Raw genomic sequence first — 8,103 nt, 5'->3', positions numbered from 1 at the left:
TGGATATGTGTATAAGAGTCAGATAAAAAGACATCCAAAGGCATGAGTCAGTGTCCCTACCTTCGCTCAAAGTAAAAATCGTAGCTCCCAATGGTGAAACGATCTCCGCTGCGCAGGGTATGCTGCCGTACCCCAGGCATCCCATTTACTGTAATCCCATTCGTACTACCGAGATCGAAGAGCATGAACTGTCCATTGGGCTGATACTTGATTTGAGCATGGTAGCGCGAGACGCGCTTATCTTCGACAATAATATCGTTATTGAGCTGTCTTCCAATATTGATCACTGGCTTCTCGATACGATAGACCTGCTGGCCCTGGGGGAGGCGAATGGTCAGCCAGGCTTGCGGTAAAGGGGGGGCAGGTCGCGCAGTAGCCGGGCCACTCACAGAGGAGCCGGCGGGGACATCGATGCCGGGCAACAACTGGCCAGATTGCAATTGGGCCCGGAGCTGAGCGAGCTGCTCGGCGCTGAGGGCCTGCGTTTCCATGACCTCGCCATCCAGGCTGGGATCACCGGTACGATGCTGCCGGTCGACCAGCTCGGCCTCGATGCGCACCTGGCCGGGGCGCAAGTTACTATCGGCGTGCAGGCGTAGCACCGGATTAGAGCGCAGGGTGTAATGCCGTTGACGGGCCAGATTCACCAGATCCTCCTGCCACTCTCGAACTAGAATCGCCTGGCTGGGGGCAAAGCGCTGGTGGTCCTTGATGCTCAGATAAACATCATAGACATTAGGAGCCAACAAGCGATCCACCCCCTGAAAGACATTATCCTCCATTGCCCGCTCCAGCTTGCGGGCCACCTCCACCGGCTCCAGTCTGGAAGGAAAGAGAAAGGCAAACGGCCCCTCGATCAGCCGTTGCATAAAGGCTTCAAACCGTGAGAGTGGATTCTGGCGCGTTTTCACCCTGGCTCACGCTCCCTTTAGAGAATCTGCCGAACCTGCTCCACATCAGCGGCCATCTGGGCTTTCAAGGCTTCTATACTGTCAAAACGCTGCTCATCGCGTAATCGGGCGATGAACTCCACGAGAATGCGCTTGCCGTAGAGATCAAGGTCGACGTCCAGCAAGTAGGCCTCGACGAGCGGGCGCCTGCTAGGGAAATTCGGACGAATCCCAACATTCACCGCACTCTTATAGACGTGAGGAGAAGAAAACACGTCACTCATGCCCGCCTCCTCCACTGCCACCCGCGCCGCATAGATTCCATTGGCCGGCAACAGGCGATATGGCTCAGGTATAATATTGGCCGTTGGGAAACCCAACAGCCTACCGCGATGGTCACCGTGTACAACGACGCCGCTCAAGAGCAAAGGATGGCCGAGCAGCTCGGCGGCTTCAGCGATCCGGCCCCCGCTGACGAGCATGCGAATCTCCGTACTGCTGACGCGCACCCCACGTATTTCCTCCAGCGGGAGCGCGCGGACCACCAGCCCGTGCTCTGCGCCATAGCGCTGCAGGAAGGCCACGTCTCCCTCACGATTGTGACCCAGACTGAAGTTCTCCCCTACCACAAGGCCCCTTAAGCCAAAGGCAGCACGCAGCTCATCCAAAAACTGGCGTGCCGACATGGCGGCAACCTGCGGTGTAAACTGCACGACAATCGAGTCTTCTACCCCGCCATAGCGTCGAGCCAGCGCCAGTTTCTCCTCCAGCGAGGTCAGGCATCGCAGCGGCACCTGTGGCCGCACGACCGCCAATGTATGCGGCTCAAAGGTTAGCAAGACTGGCTTACATCCCAGCTTTGCCGCCAATGCCCGCAGCTCATGGAGCAGGCGCTGATGTCCTCTATGGATGCCATCGAAGTTCCCGATGGTAATGGCGATCGGTTCCTGCGCGGTTACGGTGGTTTGATAGTCCATACTGAAAGTGGTGGCCCTTTACGTTCTGCTCAGTATCGCACCCGCAGCGGGCGTTTTAATAGTATCACAGCTCTAGTGGTCAGGCAACAATCGCGCGTTTTCTTAACCAGCCTGGGGGAATTGCCTGCCGGCGCCGTTTCGCTCAGGGACGGCTTTCAGGCAGAAAGACCCGCCTTGGCTGCCAGAGACCTTGCTCCGGCATCCAGACCGCTAAGGCCCAGGTTCGCCCCTGCTCATCGCAAACGCGCACCATAGGCGGCTCTTTCCCTAACTGGGGACTACTGGCGGCCCGTGCGGCTAGCGCTGGCCTCAACTCCGAGGGCCCAGGGGCGCGAAAGCCGTTTCCATGTAGGACCCGCTGCAGCGTTCTGGCATCGATGATGAGCGCTGGATACTGCTGGAGCGCGATATCGAGCGGCAAAAGATAGCGCTCAAGGCTGCCGTTCGCCAGCGCCTCGGCCAGTTGCTCCAGTGTGATACTCTCCTGCAGGGTCAATGGCCCGCTGCGTGTGCGCAGCAGGGCGCTCAGATGCCCCCCGCAGCCGAGGTGCTGGCCCAGATCGTGGGCCAGCGAACGAATGTAGGTCCCTTTGCTGCATTCGACCTCAAGCTGCAGCCGTGGCTTCTCCCAGGCAAGGAGCGTCAGGCGTTCAATCACCACAGGCCGAGCGTCTAAGCTCAGACGCTCGCCGGCACGCGCACGGCGATAGGCTGGCTCTCCCTGAAGCTTGATGGCCGAATGGGGCGGGGGTACCTGAAGCTGCGGCCCTAGGAAGCCGCTCAGTACCTGCTCGATCTGCTCGCGAGTAAGATCCGGGACCGGCTGTGTGCTCACAACCTGGCCCTCGCGATCATAGGTGTCGGTCTCTACTCCCAGCACGATCTCAGCCCGGTACGCCTTCCCACCCTCGCTTAGATAATCGGCGACGCGCGTTGCAAGGCCGAGACAGATCGGTAACACCCCACTGGCCAGCGGGTCCAGCGTGCCCGCATGGCCCACACGCTGCTGATGCAGGAGCCGCCGCACGCGCGCAACAACATCGTGTGAGGTGAGACCTACGGGTTTGTTGATGTTGAGGATGCCATCCATCGCTCCTCTCCCCGCCGTAGCTCATCTTCCAACCGGGCCACAACAAAGGGGATCGCCTGCTCCAGGGGGAGATCAAGCGTGGCCCCCGCGGCTCGTGCATGACCACCACCGCGCCCCAGACGCTGACAGATCTCCGCGGCGTTATAGGGAGCTGCACAGCGCAAGCTCAGCCGCGTTGTGCCCGGTGTGCCATAGCTCTTGAAAAAGGCCGCGATCTTCACCCCTTCAATATCGCGGAGCAGACCGGCAAGATTATCGTCCATCTCCGGCACGGCGCCGGTCTCGGCTAACGTGGCATCACTAGCCCACGACCAGATGAGCCGTCCATCGCAAGCTGTCTGCGCTTGCAGCAAGACCCTGGCACGCAGGCGCTCTTGAGCCAGCGGATGCGTGCGAAAGACTGCCTGGGCAATCGGCTCGGGCGAGGCTCCGGCCTGCACGAGCAGAGCTGCTACCTCCAACGTTCTGGCCGTTGTACTCGGAAATTGAAAGGAGCCTGTATCGGTCATCAGGCCCGTCAGGAGACAGAGAGCCGCCTCCGGCGTCAGCGGCAGCCGGGCCTGCTGCTGGAAGAGTACCAGCAGTTCCGCCGTGGCTGCCGCTGTTGGGTCGATGATGCTTACCTGGCCACACCCAGTGCTGCTTATATGGTGATCAAAATTGAGCAACGGCACTCGCTCCAGAAAGGAGCGATGGTACTCATAGAGGCCGCCAAAGCGTGGCAGCTCGCCAGCATCCAGTGCTACTACCAGGTCGAAATCCTCGTCCCCCAGGTCCTGCTGAAAGCACTCCTGAGCAGGAAGAAATCTATAGGCGCGCGGCAGCGGGTCGGCACAACAGGGCACCGCCACCTTGCCCCAAGCCCAGAGCATATGCGCCAGGCCTAGGGCCGAACCAAGGCAATCCCCATCAGGATGCTCATGGGCTAAAAGAGCTATGCGCCGAGCCGAACGGAGTAAAGCCAGGGCCTGTTCAACCTGGTCCGCCGGTAGCTGAGCCGCCAGAGCAGTCGCAGATGCGCTCATTCTGCCTCCGTTGCATCAGAAGCCTGATTCTGCTCTTCCTCAGTGGCCGGTTGAGCAGAGACGCTCGCCTGAGATGTCTGCTGTTGCTGCTGCTTCTGAGCATGTTCTTGCTCGATCTGTTTGATCAGCTGCATGACTTCAGCTCCTTTCTCCAGCGAGAGATCGAGCTTAAAGACCAGTTCAGGCACGTGACGCAGCACCAGACGGCCTGCCAGCTCATGGCGAAGAAAGCCTGTGGCGCGTTTGAGCGCAGCCATTGTGTTATTACGCTCCTCATCGCTACCCAGCACGCTCACATAGACCTTGGCATGGGCTAGATCGCCACTGACTTCCACTCGCGTGATGCTGACAAAGCCGATCCGCGGATCTTTCATGCGCGTGCGCAGCAAATCGCTGAGTTCCTCGGCAATCAGCTCACCCAGCCTTTCCTGGCGATATAGGTTTGGCATGATCTATCCCCTTCCTGGGCCTCAATCCTTTTCTTGCCTGAAGGCTTCAATTATATCGCCAACTTGCACGCCATTGAAGCCTTCAATGATCATACCACACTCATAGCCGGCGGCTACTTCACGCACGTCATCTTTACCGCGTCGCAGTGAGGCCACACGGCTCTCATGCACCTTGGTCCCATTACGCAACACGCGCACCTGCGAAGTGCGGGTGACCTTACCATCCGTGACTCGACAGCCGGCGATCACTGTGTTCTTACCGCTGCGGAAGAGCTGCAGTACTTCGGCGTGGCCCTCGACCACCTCATGATAAGTTGGCTCCAGCAGGCCCTTGAGTGCGGCCTCGATATCCTCGATCAACTGATAGATCACATCATAATAGCGGATCTCGACGCCTTCTTTTTGGGCCTGGCGTAGGGCGGCATTATCGGCTTTGACATTGAAGCCGATAATGATGGCGCCGGAAGCGGCGGCCAGATGGACATCGGTTTCCGTGACGTTACCAACGCCCTCGTGGATGAGGCGCAGCTTGATTTTCTCCTCACCCAGCTTGAGCAAGGCGTTTTTAATGGCCTCGACAGTGCCCTGGACATCGCACTTGAGAACGATATTCAGCTCTTTGGCCTTCCCCTCCTGCATCTGCATATAGAGGGTATCGAGGCTGACATGTCCTGGCAGGCTACTCTCAGCACGGCGCTGCTCAGCGATTTCCGCCGCGCGTTGCTTAGCGGTGCGCTCATCAGGCACAACTTCGAGGCGATCACCGGGCTGAGGCACCTCGGGTAAGCCGAGAATGCTAACTGGAGTGCTGGGCGGCGCCTTCTGGATGCGCTTGCCACGATCGTTGAACATAGCACGCACCTTCCCCGCTAGCGGCCCGACCACGATATGGTCGCCCATCTTGAGGGTGCCTTCCTGCACCAGAATGGTGGCCATCGGCCCAGTGCTCTTCTCCAGCTTGGCTTCAATGACCACGCCAATAGCCGGGCGGTTCGGATTTGCGCGCAGATCCTGCATCTCAGCCACAAGCAGGATCATTTCGAGCAGATCATCAATGCCAGCTCCTGTACGGGCCGAGATAGGCACACAGACCGTGTCCCCGCCGTAGTCTTCAACGATGACGCCGATCTCAGCCAGTTGCTGCTTGACCAGCTCAGGATTGGCCGTCGGCTTGTCGATCTTGTTAATCGCGATGATGATCGGGACATTAGCCGCGCGCGCGTGATCAATGGCTTCGCGTGTCTGCGGCATGACGCCGTCATCGGCGGCCACGACGATCACAGCGATGTGCGTGACCTGAGCGCCGCGCGCGCGCATCGCAGTGAAAGCCTCGTGGCCAGGCGTATCGAGAAAAGTGATTTTCTTGCCCTTGACCTCAACCTGGTAGGCGCCAATATGCTGAGTAATTCCACCGGCTTCCTCGGCAGCCACACGCGTCTTGCGGATCGTGTCCAGCAAGGTGGTCTTGCCGTGATCGACATGGCCCATAATGGTGACCACCGGCGGGATCGGCACAGTATTCTTGTCTTCGCGCGCCGCTTCCAGCACCGCACTGGTTGGCAGTGCTCCCCGCTGCAGACTGGCACTCGTCGGCGAAATGACCTGCGGCGTCGGCTCAAAGCCCAGATCACGCGCTACCAGCGCTGCTTGCTCGTAATCAACGACTTGATTGATGCTGGCAAAGATGTGATGCTTGATCAGATGACGAATCGTCTCGGTCGGTGTGGTATGCAGCAGCTCAGCCAGGTCCCGAACGACAATCTGCGGTGGAATGGCAACCGGGCCAGTCGGTGGCTTCTCTTTAACGGGGCTGACATGCCGCTCATGACTGCGCTGAGGCGGAGCGGCAGGCCGTCCCCCATTGGGGCGAGGACGAGTGGCAGGCCTGGTAGCCGACGCGGAGGCATGGGCGCTGACACCGCCTCCACCACTGCCTCCATGACCAGCGGGCGCCGTTCCAGCGTGACCGCCACTACGCATGGCGGCTCCACCTGCTGACGCCCCCCCTGCCAAGGTCGCGCCACCAGCCGTTGACCTGGCTGGCGCCCCACCCGCTGACGCTGCAGGCCGCTGGGGCTGGGCCCCTCCCATAGGCCGCTGATTTCGCTGACCATTGCTCGCCCCTGGACGCTGGCCCTGCGTAGCAGCTGCGCCCGCCCCACCTTGCTGCTGCGGCTGGCTGGCACTGCCACCATGCTGGTGTTGTTGATGTTGCTGCTGGTGCTGCGGCTGGCTGCGTGCCGGAGGCGCACCCGCCGGCGGCGCACTGCGGCGCTGAGCACCTTGAGCGCCTGGCTTGGTTGAACGTTCCTGACCGCCCTGTGTGGCGTTCTCAGTCTTCGGGCGAGTGCCGGTACGGCTGCGCGTCGTCGCTGCCTTCGCCTGCTCATTGGTGTTCGTGGTTGATTCGGATGTATTTCTCATGAAGAAGACTCCCTTCTATCGCGAATGATGCGCCACAATTGGCGGTGGAGACCTCTCTTCACAGCCACAACAAAGGACTGTCACCATCCCTTCTAAGGCCGAAGCCGTTGATGTGAAGGGAGGAGACAGCCCTCGCTAATGCAGGCCAGGCATGTTTGTCTCAGTCTGCGCACTCTGGCGTAGTCGCTGCTATGATTATCCTAACATAGCCCTTGCTCCGCAAACATTGGCGCACCACGTCTGCCCTGTAGACGAGGGGCTGTGTCTCTGTAAAGAAGAGTCGAGATCGCGTGACACATACAACAATGACGACAAGGAAAGCGCTCACTTGCTCCCTGCTTCCTTATCTTGAACAAGGTAACAAAGGATTCAGGGAGCCGCGAACTTTTCTCCAGTATAGCCTACTCGCTGGACCCTTGCAACCCGCTACGGTTGAGGCTGTAGCCAATTTTCTCCCCGGCGCCTCTGCTCTGCCAGATAAAGGTCCAGTGGAAAGGACAAGAGCAGCCGGGAGAAGAGATCCCCGACGAGATCCAGGGAGCAACAGGCGTCACCTCGGCAGAAGCGAGCGTCCTGCCCACTTCCATGCTCCTAGGTTGCTACTGGCCTGGCGAGGCCACTTGGAGGCTGCTCCTCCCGCGGCAATGTGGCCAGGTATTCCTCCAGCGCCGCACGGTCTTCGGCAGAGAGCTGGCGCTCAAACTCCTGCTCTAGTAGGCAGCGATCCCCTGCCTTTCTGACCTTGAGCGCCTTTTGCCAACAAGAATAGCGAGCACAGAGATAGGCCCCACGCCCAGATTTCTTACTGGTTGGGTCGAGCAGAATCCGCCCCTCAGGCGTGCGCACAATGCGCAATAGCTCACGCTTCGGTTTGGTCTCGCGGCAGGCAATACAGGTACGTAGCGGAACGTGTTTCTGGCGCCCTCCCTTAGCGGCTTTGGCCATAGCAACATGCCGCCAGGACCCCTGGCAATATCCAGGGGAGGAAGGCGGCTCCCTCCTTTCAGCTCTGATGGGATTGACCCCCTGCTTGCCGGCGCCCTCCTCCGTAGCGAGGATAAAAGCTCCGCAGGGAGATGGCTTGTAGCAACCACTCGCTTCCCTTCATGGGGACAGAGATACAGCCTGGTCGCTTACGAGGCTGTCTCAAGACAGCTGCAGTGGCAAAATCGACCAGCCCAGCAGTCGGCGCCGGAGAGAACGCGGCCAGGCCCAGGATTGCAGAACATGCAGCCCTCCCTCCCACTC

The 8,103-nt window shown here is 59.8% G+C and carries 7 protein-coding genes; all 7 read right to left on the bottom strand.

Features of this window, described 5'->3' with window-relative positions; all coding sequences use genetic code 11:
• Nucleotides 1-56: 56 nt before the first annotated feature.
• The 7 genes from IRZ24_RS13500 to IRZ24_RS13470 all read right to left on the bottom strand — a co-directional run bounded on the left by IRZ24_RS13500 (nt 57) and on the right by IRZ24_RS13470 (nt 7,800).
• Complete coding sequence (locus IRZ24_RS13500; protein WP_297165117.1) at nt 57-911, bottom strand: DUF3662 and FHA domain-containing protein; 855 nt, start codon at nt 909-911, stop codon at nt 57-59.
• 17 nt (nt 912-928) lie between these two features.
• A complete protein-coding gene (locus IRZ24_RS13495; protein ID WP_297165115.1) occupies nt 929-1,867 on the bottom strand; it encodes a bifunctional riboflavin kinase/FAD synthetase in 939 nt (312 codons plus the stop codon).
• Between the two features lie 142 nt (nt 1,868-2,009).
• A complete protein-coding gene (gene truB, locus IRZ24_RS13490) occupies nt 2,010-2,957 on the bottom strand; it encodes a tRNA pseudouridine(55) synthase TruB (RefSeq protein ID WP_297165113.1) in 948 nt (315 codons plus the stop codon).
• Complete coding sequence (locus IRZ24_RS13485; protein ID WP_297165111.1) at nt 2,924-3,982, bottom strand: bifunctional oligoribonuclease/PAP phosphatase NrnA; 1,059 nt, start codon at nt 3,980-3,982, stop codon at nt 2,924-2,926. The genes truB and IRZ24_RS13485 overlap by 34 nt, the downstream gene beginning before the upstream one ends.
• On the bottom strand, nt 3,979-4,431 hold the full coding sequence (gene rbfA, locus IRZ24_RS13480) for a 30S ribosome-binding factor RbfA (RefSeq protein ID WP_297165109.1): 453 nt from the start codon (nt 4,429-4,431) through the stop codon (nt 3,979-3,981). Before rbfA ends, IRZ24_RS13485 begins: the two co-directional genes overlap by 4 nt.
• Before the next feature lie 21 nt (nt 4,432-4,452).
• On the bottom strand, nt 4,453-6,855 hold the full coding sequence (gene infB, locus IRZ24_RS13475; protein ID WP_297165107.1) for a translation initiation factor IF-2: 2,403 nt from the start codon (nt 6,853-6,855) through the stop codon (nt 4,453-4,455).
• 591 nt (nt 6,856-7,446) lie between these two features.
• A complete protein-coding gene (locus IRZ24_RS13470) occupies nt 7,447-7,800 on the bottom strand; it encodes a DUF448 domain-containing protein (protein ID WP_297165105.1) in 354 nt (117 codons plus the stop codon).
• Between the last annotated feature and the right edge of the window lie 303 nt (nt 7,801-8,103).

The organism is Thermogemmatispora sp. (assembly GCF_019683755.1).
Lineage (GTDB): Bacteria > Chloroflexota > Ktedonobacteria > Ktedonobacterales > Ktedonobacteraceae > Thermogemmatispora.
This window is presented reverse-complemented; position numbering and strand designations above follow the sequence as displayed.

What these genes read in the sequence shown, in the direction of transcription:
- IRZ24_RS13485 (WP_297165111.1), bottom strand. Translation starts at nt 3,982, where the DNA reads ATGAGCGCATCTGCGACTGCTCTGGCGGCTCAGCTACCGGCGGACCAG.
- infB (WP_297165107.1), bottom strand. Translation starts at nt 6,855, where the DNA reads ATGAGAAATACATCCGAATCAACCACGAACACCAATGAGCAGGCGAAG.
- rbfA (WP_297165109.1), bottom strand. Translation starts at nt 4,431, where the DNA reads ATGCCAAACCTATATCGCCAGGAAAGGCTGGGTGAGCTGATTGCCGAG.
- IRZ24_RS13495 (WP_297165115.1), bottom strand. Translation starts at nt 1,867, where the DNA reads ATGGACTATCAAACCACCGTAACCGCGCAGGAACCGATCGCCATTACC.
- truB (WP_297165113.1), bottom strand. Translation starts at nt 2,957, where the DNA reads ATGGATGGCATCCTCAACATCAACAAACCCGTAGGTCTCACCTCACAC.
- IRZ24_RS13470 (WP_297165105.1), bottom strand. Translation starts at nt 7,800, where the DNA reads ATGGCCAAAGCCGCTAAGGGAGGGCGCCAGAAACACGTTCCGCTACGT.